Here is a 17,749-nt window from a genome sequence, read left to right on the forward strand (position 1 = left end):
CTTCAGTCCTAGTGAGGAATTTGATAAAGCCTATTCACACGTTGTAATGTCATTGGTTTCTATAATTCATACGTATTATTATTGACCATAAAAATAGAATTTACAAGAAATAGTTTTCCATTTTCCCAGAAACTTCTAAATAAAGTATTGTCTACCATATAGATAAAACTACCATTACCAAAGCGTTCTTCACCAAATACTAATGTTTCATTTAATCCTTTTAATGCTGTTTGACCTGCAAAACCAGAATAGACTTTAGTGTCTTTTAAGTAGGCAACATTGTAGCCACTTTCTAATAAATCATACGTAGTACTGCCTAATTTTAGGGTGAAATAATGGTCATCGTAACCAAAAGCCATGGGATGTGTGTTATCTACATTAGTCTTAAAAATGGCACCAGTAATTAATTTGTTGCTGTATTCGCGTTCGCGATCCGCATAGGGAGTGAGGTTGTCCTTTGTTTCAGAAAGATCTTCAAATGTTTTATATTTTAAGCTAAACCCATCTTTTCCTGCAAAGCTTCGCAATGCACCATCAATAGCGATCACTTTACCACCTACACGAACCCAATCTTTAAGTTTATTCATATTATCATCCGATAAGACTTTTCTATAATTGCCACTAGGTAGAATAAGAACATTGTATCGGTTTAAATTAATGCTTCCGAAATCATCTGTGTCAATGGAGGTTATAGGATAATGTAGTTGTTGTTCAAAGAAATGCCACACTTCGCCATAACTTAAAGAAGAAGTGCCTTCACCAGATAGAACGGCTATTTTTTGTTTGTTTACGAGTTTAATATCTGGCGACCCAATGTCTGGTGTTCTTTCTGAAAATCCTGAAGTGATTTGTACTAAAGTCTGTGCATGTTTTTGAGTAATAGAATTTAATGTTGCTAAGAAGTTGGTAATGTGTTTGTTGTCGCCTTTTGTGATAATCAATGAACCGCGTTCAAATTTATGGCTATTAGACGTGAAGGGTTTTTCTGTGAACCTCACTTTAAAGTCGTTCTTTAACAATTCAGCTAAAAACTGTGCGTCGTCCATAGCATTCCATTTGCTTACATAACCGTAAGCCTCTGTTAAGGTCTGAAGCGCTTTTTTACGTAACAGTGTTTCACTGGGAATTGCACTGGTGCTCGCTATGGCTTCTAATCCATACGCATATGGTAGTGACCATGCTGTAATATCGTAAGTTAAAGAATCCGAAAGTTTAGCGTTTGGTTCAAAAAGTGCTTTCACCATTTTGCCTTTAGGCTGGTTGGAGTGCACTACAATAGCATTGCTGTCAACGTTTAAAGTACCTTGTTTTCCTGTTGTATAATTTATACCAGAAACCTTAGAAGTTGTTGGGTTTTGATACGCTATTTGATGGGTGTCTAAAAGTGTTTTTAATTTTTCTATTTTGTCTTCGTTACCTTTTAAAACGTAACTTTTGTATTTTAGACTGTTGTTATCAAAGAACTTTGCAAACTCAGAATTTAATTTTTTAGCGTTTTTAGAAGCCATTTCTACTGTTGAAAGTCCAGTTGTGGTATGGTGTGTTAATCGGTCTATCAGAGTTAAAACGATGCCTTCATCATTTAGGATCCCTAATCCAGCCATACCATGTCCTCCTTGCTCATAGGTCATTCCCATGGCTCCCATAAATGTTGGGTAAGTGTCACCATAACTTGGGTAAAACAAATCGAATCGTTCTCTAGTAAAAAACAACCACCCTTCAGCATCAAAATAGGAAGCGTGATTTTTTCCAATCTCGGTTTGAAAATCACGTTGCCAATCCGTAATCACTTCATGAAACGGTTCTGCCGCTGGAGCAAAATAATAAGGTTCATTAATACCTTGCTCATGAAAATCCACATGAACATGTGGCATCCATTTGTTGTAAACTTCTAAACGTTGTTGTGTTTCTACTTGCGACGCCCAAACCCAGTCCCTATTTAAATCAAAAAGGTAATGGTTTGGTCGCCCTCCTGGCCATGGCTCATTATGTTCACTGGCTTGTCGGTCTATATCGTAAGGGAAACTTGCGGTTTCATTATACCAATTAATGTAGCGATCACGACCATCAGGATTCATAGAAGGATCTATAATTACAATTGTGTTTTTAAGAAATTCTTTCTTTTCGGTAAGCAGTTTAAAAGCAGTGAGCATAGCTGCTTCTGAGCTAGACGCCTCATTACCATGTACATTGTAACTTAACCAAACTATAGCAATGTCGTTGTTTGTAGGTGCTCCTTGTAAAAGTCCTGTGTTTTTTAAATTATTTTCCCGAATAGTTTCGAGATTCTTAATATTATTTTCACTAGATATAAAAGCTAAATACAAATCTCTACGCTCGTTTGTTTTTCCGTAGGTCTTAAGTTTTACTTGGTTTGACGCTTGACTTTCTAAAGTTTTAAAATAAGCGACGACCTGGTGGTTTCTACTAAATTGTGTCCCTAAATCGTAACCTAAAAATTCGCTTGGTGACGAAACGGTTTGAGCAGTTGTTTGGAAAAAGCTACCTAAAACAACAATAAGAATTAAAACTAATTTTTGCATTTAATATTTGTTTTGATTGAAAACGAACACGTTTAAATAATTTGTATTGTGTTGAAAATTAGATCTTTTGTGGCCAATTGAATTTTTTTTTGAGAAACATAGCAATGCTAAGCAACATAAAAAGTCGAAAATTGGAAGTTAAAGCGCAACTTTTTTAACTAATTCAAAATATTTAAATGTGTACGGCGAGTAAAGATAGTTAGTGAAATTGAATTAACTAAAAATTAGTAATTAAAATATTGAAGTGCCTTATATTTATGCCATAATTTAAGATTTGTATGTCAACTGACCATATTCCGTTTAAGGAAACCAATTATTTTTCGGATTTAATATGTGATTATCTTGCTGAAAAAGATGAGCTTAAGGAATTTTATCATCGTTTTCCAAAGTTGGAAAATTTTGAAGCACAGATAAAAGAAAAGAAAGCGTCTTTTAACGCGCAGTCTAGAACTGTTTTAGTAGATAGCTTAAAAAATCAATATAAACATATTGAAACTTCAGAATTAACAGCTAGCCATATTGAAAGCTTAGCGGATGATAACACCTTTACAATTACAACAGGTCATCAGTTAAATTTGTTTACGGGTCCATTGTATTTTCTGTATAAAATTATTTCAACAATAAATTTAGCAAAACAATTAAAAGCAACGTATCCAAATTACCATTTCGTTCCTATTTATTGGATGGCTTCAGAAGATCACGATTTTGAGGAAATAAATTATTTCAATTTTAAAGGAAAAAAAATACAATGGAATTCTGAACAAACCGGAGCTGTTGGGCATTTTAGCACTGATGGATTAGAAGCTGTTTTTAATGTGGTTTCATCTGAGTTTGGTGCCGGAAAACATGCCGAACAATTAAAAAAATGGTTTAAAGAAGCCTACTTAGGCCATACTAATTTGGCAGATGCGACTCGTTATTTAGCAAATGCATTATTTGGATCGCAAGGCTTGGTAATTTTAGATGCAGACGCTAAAGCTCTAAAAAACGAGTTTATTCCACAAATGACAACCGAATTGCGCGATCAAACAGCTTTTAAAACTGTTTCGGAAACAAATTTGAAATTAGAAGACTTAGGTTTAAAGATTCAAGTGAACCCAAGAGAAATTAATCTGTTTTACATCAATGATGGTATGCGAGAGCGCATTGTAGAACACGATGGTGTTTATTCGGTTTTAGAGACCAAAATACAGTGGAATGCGACCGAGTTAATAGAACATCTTAACGAATTTCCAGAACGATTTTCGCCTAACGTCATTATGCGACCTTTATACCAAGAGGTTATTTTACCAAACCTTTGTTACATTGGTGGAGGTGGAGAAATGATTTATTGGCTGCAATTAAAATCTAATTTTGAAGCGCAAAAAGTGGTTTTTCCTATTTTATTACTTCGTAATTCGGCTTTAATTAAATCTCAAAAACAAGCTTCAAAACTTGAAAGTTTACAAATTTCAAATCGCGATTTATTTTTAGATAGACATTCTTTTATTAATAAGAAAGTTCGAAATATTTCAAATATAGATATTGATTTTTCTGAGCAAATTCAACATTTAAAAAAACAGTTTAAAGCACTTTTTGATTTAGCAGAACAAACGGATAAATCGTTTATAGGTGCTGTAGAAGCTCAAGAGGTAAAACAAATTAAAGGATTAAAACATCTTGAAAAACGCTTGTTGGTAGCACAAAAACGAAAATTAGCAGATCAAATAGAGCGCTGTACTGTACTACAAGAACAATTGTTTCCTGGTGAAAGTTTACAAGAACGAAACACAAATTTTTCAGAATTATACTTAGAATATGGAGATCAGTTAATTTTAGAACTTACTAAAGTTTTGCAACCGCTTAAAGGCGAATTTTTAATATTAAATTTAAAATAATTAATGCATCATATTGATATTGACCTTATTGAAATGACCTTGGACGTCATGAAATATGTCATTGGACGAGTTTCAGCAACAGAACACCAAATAGGAAAACCAAAAAAAGCAGAAGAATTAAAAGCAGCGGTAGGAGAAACCGTAACCGCTAAAGGTGTTGGTGGTGAGTATGCATTTGATTTGTGGAAAAAACATTTAGCCACTACCAATGTCCCAGTAGATCATCCAAGAAACTTAGCTTTTGTACCAGCGTCACCTACGAAAGCTGCTATTATGTTCGATTTAATTACATCTGCCTCAAGTATTCATGGTGCGTATTGGATGGAAGGAGCTGGTGGTATTTTTTGCGAAAATGAAGCCATGCGATGGATCGTGTCTTTAACAGGATTACCAGAAGGAGCATTTGGTGTATTTACAAGTGGAGGCACTGCAGCTAATTTATCTGCGATTGTTACAGCTAGAGAGCATTGGAGAGAAAATCCAGAATATAAACGTGAAAAAGGATTAATTATAACTTCTATAGGAGCGCATTCTTCTATAAAAGCTATGGCTAAAGTAGCTGATGTCGATATTATTATGGTCGATTCTGAAGAACATCTTACAGGAGATGCGCTTAAGGAAACTATTGACACGTTAACAGAACATCAACGTAAATGTTTGTTTGCTGTTGTGGCCACAGGTGGTACTACCAACGCAGGTATTATTGATGATTTAGAAAGCATAGCCCAAGTTTGCGAAGAAGAGAAATTGTGGTTTCACGTCGATGCTGCCTATGGAGGAGGAGCGTTAGTGGCAGATTCGGTACGTCATTTATTTAATGGTATTGATAAAGCAGATAGTATTACAATTGATCCTCATAAATGGATGTTTTCTCCATACGATTGCGGTGCTGTAATTTATAAAAATATGGCATTGGCAAAAAATGCCCATTCGCAACAAGGGTCTTATCTCGAGATTTTTAAAGATGAAGGAGCACATGGCTTTAATCCAACAGATTATCAAATTCAACTTACACGAAGAGTTAGAGGTTTGCCTCTTTGGTTTTCGTTAGCTACACATGGCACGGATCGTTATAAAGAAGCTGTAGAACGTGGGTTAGAATTAGCGCAAATTGCAGCGAAGCTAATTGAAGAACATCCAGATTTAGAATTGGTAAGAGAGCCAAGCTTATCTTGTGTGCTTTACCGAAGAAAAGGATGGAAACCTGAAGATTATACACACTGGACGTATGAAAATCACGAAAAAGGATTTGCTTTAGTGACTCCAACCAAATGGAAAAACGGAGATACTTATGAGACCTGTTCTCGTTTTTGTTTTATAAATCCTGATACTACAGAACGCGATATTGAGATGATTTTAGAAAGTATGGTTTAGTTGTTTTTAGAATGCCACCTTATAATAGTATAGAGATATGTGTCCATATGATATTAATATGCAGCCCAACATATTGAAGATAATATTAAGTTGCGTTCCGTAATTATCCGTTTACTCATGGTTAGCTCTTGATTAAACTCCATTTTTAATTTGATTATTTTAAAACCCTAATCTTGTTAAAAATTTAATTCAAAAAATCATAAATCATAAATCGTATTTCGCAAATCCTTACTATTTTTGCGCATGCAACACAACAAAGTCCTAATATTAGATTTCGGATCGCAATACACACAGCTTATTGCCCGAAGAGTTAGAGAATTGAACATTTACTGTGAAATTCATCCGTTTAACAAAATTCCTTCAGATTCAGACAGCTTTAAAGCTGTAATACTTTCAGGAAGTCCAAACTCAGTGAGAGGCGAAGATGTTCTTCATCCAAACTTAGAAGGATTTAGAGGAAAAAAGCCTATGCTAGCTGTTTGTTATGGTGCGCAATATCTTGCCCATTTTTCTGGTGGTGAGGTTGCCGAATCCAATACCAGAGAGTATGGAAGAGCAAATTTGAGTTTTGTAAAACAAGATGAAGATTTCTTTGAAAACATCCACGAAGGTAGTCAGGTTTGGATGAGCCATAGCGATACCATTAAACAATTACCAACTAAAGGAGTGCTTTTAGCAAGTACTAGCGATGTAGAAAACGCAGCTTATAAAATTGAAGGGGAGGAAACTTACGCCATTCAATTTCATCCCGAAGTATACCATTCTACAGACGGTCATCAGCTTTTAAGTAATTTTTTAATTAAAATAGCAAAGGTTGAGCAAGATTGGACACCACAATCTTTTGTAGAAGAAACCGTTGATAACTTAAAGGAGCAATTAGGAAACGATAAAGTGGTTCTTGGATTATCTGGTGGAGTAGACTCTTCTGTTGCGGCAATGCTATTACATAAAGCTATAGGAAAAAACCTCTATTGTATCTTTGTTAATAATGGCTTATTGCGAAAAAATGAATTCGAAGATGTATTGCATCAATACGAAGGAATGGGATTAAATGTAAAAGGTGTAGATGCTTCGGCACGCTTTTTGGATGCACTAAAAGGATTGAGCGATCCAGAGCTTAAAAGAAAAGCCATCGGATCTGCATTTATTGATGTCTTTGATGAGGAAGCTAATTTAATTCAAGATGTAAAGTGGTTAGCTCAAGGAACAATTTATCCGGATGTGATAGAAAGTGTTTCGGCAACAGGCGGGCCAAGTGCAACGATAAAGAGTCATCATAATGTTGGTGGATTGCCAGATTATATGAAACTAAAAGTGGTAGAGCCACTTAGAGCATTATTTAAGGATGAAGTGAGACGTGTAGGTGCTTCTATGAATATGGATAAGCAATTGTTAGGTCGTCACCCTTTTCCTGGACCAGGATTAGCAATTCGGATTCTTGGAGATCTAACGGCAGAAAAAGTACGTATATTACAAGAAGTAGATGCTATTTTTATTAATAACCTCCGCTCTTGGAATCTATACGATAAGGTATGGCAAGCCGGAGCTATGTTATTGCCTGTAAATAGTGTTGGAGTAATGGGAGATGAGCGTACCTATGAAAAATGTGTCGCTTTAAGAGCTGTGGAAAGTACAGATGGTATGACTGCAGATTGGGTAAATTTACCCTATGAGTTTTTACAAAAAACATCAAACGAAATTATAAATAAAGTGAAAGGTGTCAATAGAGTTGTATATGATATTAGCTCTAAACCACCAGCTACGATTGAGTGGGAATAAAACAATCAACTGATAGCAAATTGTAATCATATACAGTTTGTAGTAAAATAGAATACATGAAACATATTTTAGCCGTCATATTAATTGCATTTTCAATAGGACTTAGTGCTCAAGATTATATTGAGCATACGGTAAAACCAGGAGAGACGATTGAAAGTATAGCCAAAAGTTATTTAGTAACTCCATTTGATATCTATGCATTAAATCCTGATGCTAAACGTAAATTTCAGCCAAATACAATTTTAATTATTCCAAATTCTAAAGTAAAGAATGAGGCTATTGTAGAAGATACTAGAGAGCTTATAGATTACAAAAACCATAAAGTAAAACGTAAGGAAACGCTCTATGGATTGTCGCAACAATATGGCGTTTCTGAAGAAGAAATTAAAAAAGCGAATCGTTTTTTATACTCAGAAAATCTTAAGAAAGGTGATAAAATTAGAATTCCACGTTATAAAACTGTAGTGTCTAAACAAACGTTAAACAATACGGTTAAGAAATATATAGTACAACCTCAAGAAGGAAAATGGAGAATTGCTTATAAGTTCGGAATTTCAGTGGCAGATTTAGAAGCCTTAAACCCTTTTATGAATGAAACGATTCAACCAGGTGATGAGTTAAATGTGCCTAATATTGACGATAAGGAAGAAAAAGAAGTAGAGTCCGCTTATGGCTATTACGAAGTTTTACCTAAAGAAGGTTTTTTTAGATTAAAAATAAAATTAAATCTTACAAAAGAAGAACTCGAAGCCTTAAACCCAGAGTTAAAAGAAACAGGTTTAAAAGCAGGTATGGTATTAAAAGTGCCTGCAGACGTGGATACTTCACGTAGTTTAGAAGACGTGGAAACTACAGATTTAAAAGGGACTTTAAATAATTTTAAAACCAAGAAGATTGCTTTAATGTTGCCGTACCGTTTAGATAGAATTGATATAGATGCAGTTGATGAAACGAAAGAGAAAATAAAAGAAGATAGACGTTTGTCTGTAGTATTAGATTTTCATGTTGGTGTAATGATGGCTTTAGATTCTGCAAAACAATTAGGAATTTCTACAGACCTAAAGGTGTTTGATACGCGTTATCACGTGTCTAAAACTGCAGAAATCTTAGCTGAAAATAATTTTAGTGATTATGATGCCGTTATTGGCCCAATGGAAGAAAATAGCTTCAATCGTGTTGCTAGAACGTTAAGTGCTGACCATATCCCTGTTATTGCAGCATTAAACAAACCAGATCAAGTATACAGCAATGTTTTTCAGACCTTACCCGAAAGCGAGTTGTTAAGCAAAACAATGATAGATTTTGTAAAAGCAGATAGTTTAAAGACTAAAGTGGTTGTTATTTCAGATCATGCACATAGAGCGAGTAGTGAAGCGTTACAAAAGCAATTTCCAAATTCTCAACTTATTTTAACAGAAAAGGATAAAAAAAATAAAACAAAAGACGCGTATTATATTTACCATGCTAATTTGCAAAATGTGTTTTCCGCAGGTAGAACATTTGTTTTCTTAGAGACCGATAATTCGTCCTTGGCTTCTAGTGTTGTTAGTATGTTAAACGCTTTAGCAGTTGATGATACTGAAATTATTTTAGCGACATTAAATAAAGGTAAAGCCTTTGAAAGTAAGGATATTGATAATAATAATTTATCAAATCTTCAGTTTCACTTTCCTTCAGTTCATAAAGATTATGATGAATCTAAAGTAAATGGTTTTGTGGAAGCTTACCGTAAAAACTACGGAGTAACTCCAAGTAAATATGTGGCACGTGGCTTTGATATTACTTTAGACCTTTTAATGCGTTTAGCTTCAGCTGAAAACTTATATGATGCTTCTATTAATTCTATAGCTACTGAATATATTGAGAATAAATTCAGATATAATAAATCGCCATCTGGTGGTTACGTCAATGAAGCTGTATATATTGTAAAGTACGATAATCTAAGAGTTGTAAAAGCTGAATAGTTATTGCTAACTACAATTAATAGCCATTTCTTAGTCTTATATCGTAATTTATCTGTCACCTTAACAAAAAGGTTTTACTTTTAAAACGAAATCATTACGTTTGAAAAATTTATTAATAATATTAGCCCTTTATTTTTTTGGAAGTACGTCTAATGACGTGTCTGTCACATGGAATGAATCGGCTAAACTTACTTGGGCAGATTTTAAAGGAACACCCAATTCTAAGTCTGATGCTGTAGCCTTGACAGCCTCTGGTATTACGTTTGGCTATTCAGTAAAAACATCTGGAGATAGAATTATTGACTTTACAACTACGGTTGAAGCGCATTTTTATCCAAATAAATCGTGGTATATAAAAGATAAAGGAGATGCTTATATTTTAGCGCATGAGCAATTGCATTTTGATATTACTGAACTTTATGCACGTAAATTTAGAGCACAAATAGAAAAATTGGTTGTCAATCAAAACGTTAAAGAGCAGATGAAACGGTTGCACACTACAATTAACAAGGCTGTTAATGAAACGCAACAACGTTATGATGAGGAAACTAATCATTCTATGAATAGGGAAATGCAGCTAAAATGGGAGGTGGAGATTCAAAAGGAATTACAAAAATTTAAAAATTACAAATAGCTGTAATTTTTTCAGTCATCACCATTGATACTTCATTGCCTCTTAAATTTAATTAAATGGAATTAGACGGTACAGTTCTAATTGAATTGGCACATTACAAGATGCCATTCGGAAAATATAAAAATCAGTATTTAATAGATATTCCAGAGTATTACTATATCTGGTATCAGCAAAAAGGTTTTCCTCAGGGTAAACTTGGCCGTATGATGGCACAAATGTGCGATATTAAAATCAACGGTTTAGAAGATTTAATTTATACAATACGTAGAGATTTTAAGAAATAGCCATATTTTTAGTTAGTGCTGCAAGGGTATCCGATATATCTAGTTTAAGATATAAAACAATGAAAATATGGAAATAAATAGCCATAATGTCAGTGCTAACAGTAGAGGCTTAAATCCTGTTGATTTTAAGTCCTTTACAGATATGGAAGTCCCTACAAGAAATAGTGTAATTATCAGTAATCTCTTAGATAAATCAACAATGAAATGTGTTGTTGATTCTGGTAAAATATGAAAGCTGTTAATCAGTATTGCCAAAATAAATAGCAGTATAAAGTATGGGATTTTAATCTTTTCTCCTTTAGTTTTAAATAAAAACATAGAGCCAAAAGATAGCGGAATTATCCAAAGTGTTCTAGAGAGTTTTACTGTCGTAGCAATACGTAATGCTTCTTCTCCATAACCCAAAGACGCGCCAACTACAGAACTAGTATCGTGAATGGCAACGGCACACCATAAACCAAATTGTTGTTGTGTTAAGTTTAAAAAATGACCAATTGCAGGAAACACAAATAACGCTATAGAATTTAATAAAAACACAATACCTAAAGCGATACTTATTGTTTTTCCTTTTGCCTTAATTACAGGGGAAATTGCGGCAATAGCACTTCCTCCGCATATCGCTGTGCCTGAGGTAACTAAATGACCCAATCTTAAATCTAATTTTAAAAATCTTGTGAGTAATAATCCTAGAGTGAGAGTTAAAACTATTGATAAGACCGTTAAGTTAAAGCCGTCCTTACTGGTTTCTATGGTCTCCTTAATTAACATTCCAAACCCCAACCCTACAACCGAAATTTTAAGAAAGTAATGAATAGCTTTATGGTTATATCTTTGAAAAGGATTTCTAAAAATAAGAGTGTATATAAATCCTATAATTAATGCTGTTGGACTATTTACAAATCCGAAAAGCACTACTGTGATTATCAAAACATACATTAATTTTGAAACTATAACTTTCATATCGTTGTGGTATTTGATACAAAAGTAATGGCCTTTAATAACTTTTAAGCAAAGTAATTTGTTCTTAAGGATAACTAAAAGTTATAATTCAAGCGTGTGAAGTTTTTAAACTGTTCAAAAGTCTTAGAGATGTAGCCTGTTCTTTTTACAAAGTAAAACCACCTTTCAATATTTAAGTTTTTAATATCTATAATTTTAAGTTTATTGTTAGCTAAATCATCAGCTATAGAGTGAATGGACAGAAGAGCATAGTGGTCGGAGTGGTATAAGTAATTTTTAATAGCTTCAGTGCTATTAAAAGAAACTACAGCATTGAGTTTTGTTACCTTATGATCGGTTAAAAAGTTGTCGATGATAATTTTGGTGCCAGAGCCTTTTTCGCGTACCACCATTGGCATAGATTGTAATAGGTTTATATCAATACTACCCTTAGGAAATGCCGTATTTTTAATATTGGTGACAAGGACGATTTCATCCTTAATAAATTTTTCAAATTGTAATTTTGGGTTTGTAGAACTCCCTTCCGTAATTCCGAAGTCAATATCTTCATTTAGAATAGAACTTTCGATGTTTTCAGAATTATTACTTTCAATAGTAAAGGTGGTTTCGGGATGCTGAACTCTAAATTTTGCAATAATTTTTGGAATAATGTAATTAGATAACGTAGTGCTCACCCCAAAATTAATATCATCTGGAAAATCACCTTTTTTATGAAGAAATTTTTCATTCATTTCGGCATATATAGCTAAAACCTTATTGGTATAAAATAGGAAAGATTTTCCCTCTGTCGTCAGTTCTATAGAGTTTCTTTTACGTATAAAAAGAGTGGTCTTATAGTCTTGTTCTAAATTTTTAATGGCTTTAGATACTGCAGGCTGCGAAAGATAGAGTTGTTCAGCAGCTTTTGTGAAACTTAAATGTTTAGCTACAGTTTTAAAAATATGTAATTTGGTTTTCATTAGCTCGAAAAAATATCTACAGATCAACATGAACAGAAAAGGACTTCTAATTCATCTTTAACGAAGGTAGCTGAAATATTTTAAAGATTCAACCACGATAATTTTACACAAAAAGTTCTTCAATCTTGCTACAAATTTTGCAAAATGATGCGCTTTGAAAACACCATAGTGTATTAAATGAGGAAACGTTGTATTCTAAGATAGTTTAAGATTAGTTGTGTTTGTCTATATGGAGTTGTAAATCAATAACTAAGGATGTTATCTTTCTTAGATGACGTTTAGAAATAATAACATATTAACAAACGATAAACAAATAAGGAATAACTCATTAAATTTTGTAATTTTGCCTGCGTTTAAAAACGTATCATGACCACAAACCCTAAATACATTTTTGTCACTGGAGGCGTGTCCTCTTCTCTCGGAAAAGGCATTATTGCTGCATCTTTGGCAAAACTCCTTCAAGCACAAGGTTACAGAGCAACCATCCAAAAATTAGATCCATACATCAATATTGATCCAGGTACACTAAATCCTTATGAGCATGGTGAATGCTACGTTACGGATGATGGTGCCGAAACGGATTTAGATTTAGGACATTACGAACGCTTTTTAAATGTACCAACATCTCAAGCCAATAACGTTACCACTGGTAGAATCTATCAAAGTGTTATAGATAAAGAAAGACGAGGTGAATTTTTAGGAAAAACAGTTCAAGTTATTCCGCATATTACCGACGAAATTAAGCGTAGAATTCAAATATTAGGGAATTCTGGAGATTATGATATTGTTATTACTGAAATTGGTGGTACAGTAGGAGATATAGAATCCTTACCTTATATTGAAGCGGTACGTCAGTTGGAATGGGATTTAGGAGAACACAATACATGTGTAATTCATTTAACGCTAGTTCCTTTTTTATCTGCAGCCGGAGAATTAAAAACAAAGCCTACCCAACATAGCGTAAAAACTTTAATGGAGAGTGGAGTACAAGCTGATATTTTGGTGTGTAGAACAGAGCATCCACTTAGCGATGGTATAAAAACCAAGTTAGCGCGTTTTTGTAATGTAAAGAAAGAAGCGGTTATAGAATCTATTGATGCTTCTACCATATACGATGTACCTAACTTAATGTTAGAAGAAGGTTTGGATAAAGTGGTTTTAAATCAGTTACAACTAAAAAATGATGTTCCAGATTTAAAACGTTGGAATGCCTTTTTAAAGCGTCATAAAAATCCTAAGAGTGAAGTTACTATAGGCTTAATTGGAAAATATGTAGAGCTTCAAGATTCGTATAAATCTATTTTAGAATCGTTTATTCACGCAGGTGCAGAAAATGAAGTTAAAGTTAATGTAGAGCCTATTCATTCTGAATATTTATCGGAAAGTAATATAGAATTTAAACTCGGTCATTTAGATGGTGTTTTAGTGGCACCAGGTTTTGGAGAACGTGGTATTGAAGGTAAAATTGATGCTGTACGCTTTGTGAGAGAACAAAATATTCCATTTTTAGGAATTTGTTTAGGCATGCAGATGGCTGTAATAGAATATGCAAGAAATGTACTAAATCTTAAAGAAGCGAATTCTGTTGAGATGGATGAGCAGACTCCAGATCCGGTAATTAATTTAATGGAATCTCAAAAAGGTATTGTAAATAAAGGTGGAACCATGCGGTTAGGAACATGGGATTGTAACTTGGAAAAAGATAGTACAGCCTATAAAGTCTATAACGCTGAGACGATTACCGAAAGACACAGACACCGTTTTGAATTTAATAATGATTACAAAGCGCAATTTGAAGCGTCTGGTATGAAAGCAACAGGATTTAATCCGGATACAGGTTTAGTAGAAATTGTAGAAATCCCAAAAAATGATTGGTTTGTTGGTGTACAATATCACCCAGAATATAAAAGTACAGTAAAAAATCCGCATCCATTATTTGTGGCATTTGTTGCTGCCGCCTTAAAGTATAATAAGAAAAAGAAGAAGTAAGAAAAACGTATGTCACTTTGACGTACACGAATACTTTGGATAACAATTTGAGTTAACCAAGGATAGCTACACAAGACCTGTTAGGTGTATTTCACATGACAGGTCTAAAACTGAAAATTAAACATGGAAGAAAAGAAATTCGACGTTAAATCCATAATAGGATTTGTTCTCATATTTGGTATACTATTATACATTATGTACCAAAATCAACCTACTCCAGAAGAGCTTGAAGCACAGAAAAAAGCTGAGCAAGAGCAGGTGGAAGCTGAGACAATGCAAAGCAAACAAAATGAATCGTTAATTACTACTTCGGCAGATTATACAACGCAAACGCAAGTTTTAGATTCTACCCAAAAAGCAGCACTTCAAAACAAAGTAGGTGATTTTGCATATGCATTAACATTGCCGTCAGCAGCAAATAAACAAACGACTGTTGAAACGGAGGTATTTGAATTGAAGTTTAATAATAAAGGTGGTCATTTAGCAGAGGTAAAACTGAAGAACTTTGTAGATTATGATTCGGTGCCAGTCTATATGGTAAAGGATAATAATAGTGCCTTTAATATTCAATTTGGAACATCAGATAATAGAACTTTAAATACACAAGATTTTCCTTTTGAACCTTCGGTTAGCAAAAGTGGTGAGAACACTGTGGTTTCTATGAAGCTTAAAGTCTCTGAAACAGCATATTTAGAATACCGCTACGAATTGAAGCCTAAGGATTATATGATTGACTTTTCAATTAAATCTCAAGGTCTTAATGGTGTTTTCAATACCTCTCAGCCTATTGAGTTAGATTGGAAACAAAAAAATATCCGTCATTCAAAAAGTATAAGCTACGAAAACCGTTATACAAGGTTAACATATATGTACGATGATGGTAAAGTAGATAAATTATCACAAGCGAGTGATGATGATGAAACGGCTGAAGATGTAGAATGGTTGTCTTACAGACAGCACTTTTTTAGTTCTATTTTAGTGGCTAATGATATTCCATTTAAAAAAGCAGCATTAACATCTTTAGATTTAGTAGAAGATGAAGAAATTGATACTTTATATACTAAATTATATACGTCTAAAATTCCTTTGGCTTACAGTGGAGGTGAAGTAAATCGAAATTTAGGATTGTATTATGGACCTACAGATAATACGACTTTAAAACAATACGATAAAGGTTTAGAAGAAAGTATTCCATTTGGTTGGGGAATTTTTGGATGGATAAATAAAGTATTATTCATTCCTTTATTTGGTTTCCTTAGTGGATTTTTACCTTATGGTATCGCGATTATTGTAATGACCATTTTAGTGAAAATTGTATTATCATTTGTACAGTATAAGCAGTTCTTATCGCAAGCTAAGATGAAAATCTTAAAGCCAGAACTAGATGCTGTTAGAGAAAAGTACAAAGACAATAAGTTAAAAGCACAGCAAGAAACTATGGCTATCCAAAGTCGTGCTGGTGCAAGTCCATTGAGTGGATGTTTGCCTGGTTTAATGCAAATTCCTGTGTTCTATGCCTTATTTATGTTTTTCCCTACAGCTTTTGAATTAAGACAAAAAGGCTTCCTTTGGGCAGACGATTTAAGTTCTTATGATTCTATTTTAGATTTACCGTTTCATATTCCATTATATGGAGATCACGTCGCTTTATTTCCAATCTTAGCTGCCATTGCAATTTTCTTTTATATGAGAATGACCACTGGTCAGCAAATGGCAAATCAGCCAACCCAAGAAGGTATGCCAGATATGGCAAAAATGATGAAGTATATGATATACTTTTCTCCAATCTTAATGTTAATATTCTTCAATAATTATGCTTCTGGTTTAAGTTTATATTACTTTATATCTAACTTAATTAGTATCGGTATCATGTTAGTTATTAAAAACTATATCATAGATGAAGATAAGGTATTAGCTAAAATTGAAGTGAGTAAAACGAAGCCTAAGAAACAAAGTAAGTTTCAGAAGAAAATGGCTGAGATGATGGAGCAAGCTGAACAACAAAAACAAGCACAACAGAAAGGGAGAAAGAAATAATTACTTCTCTACTTATAAAAATTATAGCCTCAGCAATTTTGTTGAGGCTATTTTTTTATTCTGTTTAGCCCTTCATAAGCTAATCTAATAGACTATAAACTGTTCTATTGTAATTTACGCTAAACGTTTTTTTATGCATAGCTTGTGTTAAAGTCTGTAATTAAATACATATAATACGGTTGTATAATATATTATGAAAAAGAAAAGACCCAAACGTTTTACTGTTTGAGCCTTAACCTAACTAATTAATCAACCTAACTTAATGAATGAGGTTATCACCCTCTATTTTTAATTTTCTTGCATAGGAAGTAAAACGGTATCAATGACATGCACTACACCATTCATGGACTGAATATCTACTAAACTTGTTACAATATTACTTACCCTTCCATTAGGATCTGTAAGTGTAAATGCTGAATTATCTGCAGTGATATCTCCTCCAATAGTCGCAATAGAGCCATTTGGTAAGCCACTAGATTGAATATTGCCACTCACAATATGATAGGTAAGTACCGCATCAACAGTAGCTGGATCTAAGTCAGCAAGTGCTGTATTTCCTGACGGGTCTAATTCTAGTAATAAACTTGCAAAAGCATCATTTGTTGGTGCAAATACTGTAAATGGTCCTGCTGAAGTATCAGAAACGGTAGAAATGTATGGTACAGTTGGTGTTTCAGTGTCAGCTAATTGCAATGCTGCAACTAAATTAGATAATGCTGTATTTGTCGTAGCAAAAGTCGCAATAGTTGGTAGACCAATAACTTCATTTACAATATGAACAATACCGTTGGTTGCGACGTTATCAGCACTTGTTACTGTAGAACTTCCATTTAGCATGACTCCGTTAGAAGTCGTATAATATAAACTGAGATTGGCATCGTTCGGTCCTGTAGCTGCTGTGTTGGTATAACCAGAACCTGCATCTATTAGGTTGCTAGAAGTGATTGTTGAACCGATAATAACATGATTCAATAAAATATTTCTAACTAGAGCTTCTTCCTCTGTAGATAAATTATCTAAATCTAAACCAGTATCCGATAAAAGTTGTGCAAATGCAGCATTGCTTGGAGCAAAAATCGTAAATGGACCATCACCTTGTAAAGTGGTCATTAAATCAGTAGCTTGTAGCGCAGCTGCTAAAGACGTTAAATTGTTTTCTAAAGCAACATCAACAACTGTCGTCGATGTTACAGTGGTACTGTTGTCATCATCATCACTACAAGAGGTCATACCGATCACTAATAGAAATACTGTAAGTAATTTGAAGTTTTTTAAAATAATTTTCATTGTTTTGAGTTTTTATAGTGTTCAACATTCAAACCTTGATCGGTTTGTTTAATAAAATTACA

At 33.7% G+C, this 17,749-nt stretch carries 12 protein-coding genes; 8 read left to right on the plus strand and 4 right to left on the minus strand.

Annotation, left to right across the window (positions count from 1 at the left end):
• Nucleotides 1-59 precede the first annotated feature (59 nt).
• Nucleotides 60-2,543 carry a M14 metallopeptidase family protein gene (locus tag C8N41_RS09835; protein WP_115839129.1) on the minus strand — a complete coding sequence of 828 codons (2,484 nt, stop codon included), beginning with the start codon at nt 2,541-2,543 and terminating at the stop codon, nt 60-62.
• A 278-nt stretch (nt 2,544-2,821) separates the two neighbouring features.
• Between C8N41_RS09835 and bshC the strand changes: the two genes are divergently transcribed.
• From bshC to C8N41_RS09865, 6 genes are all read left to right on the plus strand, one after another.
• A complete protein-coding gene (gene bshC / locus C8N41_RS09840) occupies nt 2,822-4,420 on the plus strand; it encodes a bacillithiol biosynthesis cysteine-adding enzyme BshC (protein ID WP_115839130.1) in 1,599 nt (532 codons plus the stop codon).
• Nucleotides 4,421-4,423: 3 nt separating this feature from the next.
• Entirely contained in the window at nt 4,424-5,794 is a 1,371-nt protein-coding gene (locus C8N41_RS09845; RefSeq protein ID WP_115839131.1) for a pyridoxal phosphate-dependent decarboxylase family protein, read from the plus strand.
• 243 nt (nt 5,795-6,037) lie between these two features.
• The gene (gene guaA / locus C8N41_RS09850; RefSeq protein WP_092446993.1) at nt 6,038-7,573 is read left to right on the plus strand and encodes a glutamine-hydrolyzing GMP synthase; all 1,536 of its coding nucleotides are present in this window, start codon (nt 6,038-6,040) and stop codon (nt 7,571-7,573) included.
• A gap of 56 nt (nt 7,574-7,629) precedes the next feature.
• Nucleotides 7,630-9,537 carry a LysM peptidoglycan-binding domain-containing protein gene (locus C8N41_RS09855; protein ID WP_115839132.1) on the plus strand — a complete coding sequence of 636 codons (1,908 nt, stop codon included), beginning with the start codon at nt 7,630-7,632 and terminating at the stop codon, nt 9,535-9,537.
• A 100-nt stretch (nt 9,538-9,637) separates the two neighbouring features.
• Nucleotides 9,638-10,171: a DUF922 domain-containing protein gene (locus tag C8N41_RS09860; protein WP_115839133.1), complete on the plus strand. Its 534-nt coding sequence runs from the start codon at nt 9,638-9,640 to the stop codon at nt 10,169-10,171.
• 56 nt (nt 10,172-10,227) lie between these two features.
• Entirely contained in the window at nt 10,228-10,455 is a 228-nt protein-coding gene (locus C8N41_RS09865) for a DUF3820 family protein (protein ID WP_092446995.1), read from the plus strand.
• A 39-nt stretch (nt 10,456-10,494) separates the two neighbouring features.
• Here the strand turns inward: C8N41_RS09865 and C8N41_RS09870 are convergent, their stop codons facing one another.
• Together C8N41_RS09870 and C8N41_RS09875 are read right to left on the minus strand one after the other, a co-directional pair.
• A complete protein-coding gene (locus C8N41_RS09870) occupies nt 10,495-11,415 on the minus strand; it encodes a YeiH family protein (RefSeq protein WP_115839134.1) in 921 nt (306 codons plus the stop codon).
• Between the two features lie 74 nt (nt 11,416-11,489).
• A complete protein-coding gene (locus C8N41_RS09875; RefSeq protein ID WP_115839135.1) occupies nt 11,490-12,374 on the minus strand; it encodes a LysR family transcriptional regulator in 885 nt (294 codons plus the stop codon).
• Nucleotides 12,375-12,740: 366 nt separating this feature from the next.
• On the opposite strand from C8N41_RS09875, the gene C8N41_RS09880 reads away from it, so the two are divergent.
• On the plus strand, nt 12,741-14,363 hold the full coding sequence (locus C8N41_RS09880; RefSeq protein WP_092446998.1) for a CTP synthase: 1,623 nt from the start codon (nt 12,741-12,743) through the stop codon (nt 14,361-14,363).
• 123 nt (nt 14,364-14,486) lie between these two features.
• Nucleotides 14,487-16,400, plus strand: coding sequence for a membrane protein insertase YidC (yidC, locus tag C8N41_RS09885; protein ID WP_092446999.1), 1,914 nt, complete (start codon nt 14,487-14,489; stop codon nt 16,398-16,400).
• Nucleotides 16,401-16,688: 288 nt separating this feature from the next.
• Here the strand turns inward: yidC and C8N41_RS09890 are convergent, their stop codons facing one another.
• Entirely contained in the window at nt 16,689-17,687 is a 999-nt protein-coding gene (locus tag C8N41_RS09890) for a fasciclin domain-containing protein (RefSeq protein ID WP_115839136.1), read from the minus strand.
• Between the last annotated feature and the right edge of the window lie 62 nt (nt 17,688-17,749).

Source organism: Winogradskyella sediminis (assembly GCF_003387355.1).
In the GTDB taxonomy this organism is placed as follows: domain Bacteria; phylum Bacteroidota; class Bacteroidia; order Flavobacteriales; family Flavobacteriaceae; genus Winogradskyella; species Winogradskyella sediminis.

Coding starts and splice junctions, on each gene's coding strand:
- C8N41_RS09835 (WP_115839129.1), bottom strand. CDS start 2,543: ATGCAAAAATTAGTTTTAATTCTTATTGTTGTTTTAGGTAGCTTTTTC.
- bshC (WP_115839130.1), top strand. CDS start 2,822: ATGTCAACTGACCATATTCCGTTTAAGGAAACCAATTATTTTTCGGAT.
- C8N41_RS09845 (WP_115839131.1), top strand. CDS start 4,424: ATGCATCATATTGATATTGACCTTATTGAAATGACCTTGGACGTCATG.
- guaA (WP_092446993.1), top strand. CDS start 6,038: ATGCAACACAACAAAGTCCTAATATTAGATTTCGGATCGCAATACACA.
- C8N41_RS09855 (WP_115839132.1), top strand. CDS start 7,630: ATGAAACATATTTTAGCCGTCATATTAATTGCATTTTCAATAGGACTT.
- C8N41_RS09865 (WP_092446995.1), top strand. CDS start 10,228: ATGGAATTAGACGGTACAGTTCTAATTGAATTGGCACATTACAAGATG.
- C8N41_RS09870 (WP_115839134.1), bottom strand. CDS start 11,415: ATGAAAGTTATAGTTTCAAAATTAATGTATGTTTTGATAATCACAGTA.
- C8N41_RS09875 (WP_115839135.1), bottom strand. CDS start 12,374: ATGAAAACCAAATTACATATTTTTAAAACTGTAGCTAAACATTTAAGT.
- C8N41_RS09880 (WP_092446998.1), top strand. CDS start 12,741: ATGACCACAAACCCTAAATACATTTTTGTCACTGGAGGCGTGTCCTCT.
- yidC (WP_092446999.1), top strand. CDS start 14,487: ATGGAAGAAAAGAAATTCGACGTTAAATCCATAATAGGATTTGTTCTC.
- C8N41_RS09890 (WP_115839136.1), bottom strand. CDS start 17,687: ATGAAAATTATTTTAAAAAACTTCAAATTACTTACAGTATTTCTATTA.